General features: G+C 62.8%; 1 protein-coding gene. It reads right to left on the reverse strand.

What is annotated here, in order from left to right; genetic code table 11:
- Positions 1-668, reverse strand: a 668-nt coding sequence (locus AC4PR2_RS29355) for a Y-family DNA polymerase (RefSeq protein WP_492176107.1), incomplete at its 3' end; no start/stop codon positions are given.
- Positions 669-740 lie beyond the last annotated feature (72 nt).

Below are 740 nucleotides of genomic sequence, written 5' to 3' on the forward strand. Positions count from 1 at the left end.
CGTTCGAGTACCACCGAGAACTGCTTGCGCACCATCGGAGGCGGCATGTCGGCCAGCTGCAGCGCGGTAGTGACGCCCATCATCGCCAGGCGCTTGCCGATTTTTCGCCCGACGCCCCAGACTTCCTCTGCCGGCACCAGTGCCATCAGTTTGCGTTGCCGGGCCGGCAGGCTCAGGTCAACCACGCCGCCGGTGGCCGCCCACTTCTTGGCCGCGAAGTTGGCCAGCTTGGCCAGCGTCTTGGTCGGCCCGATGCCGACACCCACGGTCAGGTGGGTGCGACGGCGTATCTGCCGGCGGATTTCCCGGCCGTACGCCTCAAAATCTACCAGCCGCTGCATGCCGGTGAAGTCACAAAACGCTTCATCGATGGAGTAGATTTCAACGCGCGGTGTCATCTGGCTCAGGATGGTCGTGAACCGGTTGCTGAAGTCTGCATACAGTGCGTAATTGCTTGAGAAGGCGACACAGCCCTGCCTTTCGGCCTGCTCCCTGACCTTGAACCACGGTTCACCCATCTTGAGGCCGATGGCCCTGGCTTCCTTGCTGCGGGCGACGATGCAGCCGTCGTTGTTCGACAAGACCACAACGGGTCTGCCGCGCAGGTCTGGGCGGAATACGGTCTCGCAGCTGGCGTAGAAGCTGTTGACGTCAACCAGAGCGAACATGGTTCACCCCCCAAAGCTGCGCACGCAGTGACGCACCACGCCGAACACCACGGTGTCGACGTCGTCGGTGAG

The sequence above is a fragment of the Serratia sp. A07 genome (genome assembly GCF_058725505.1).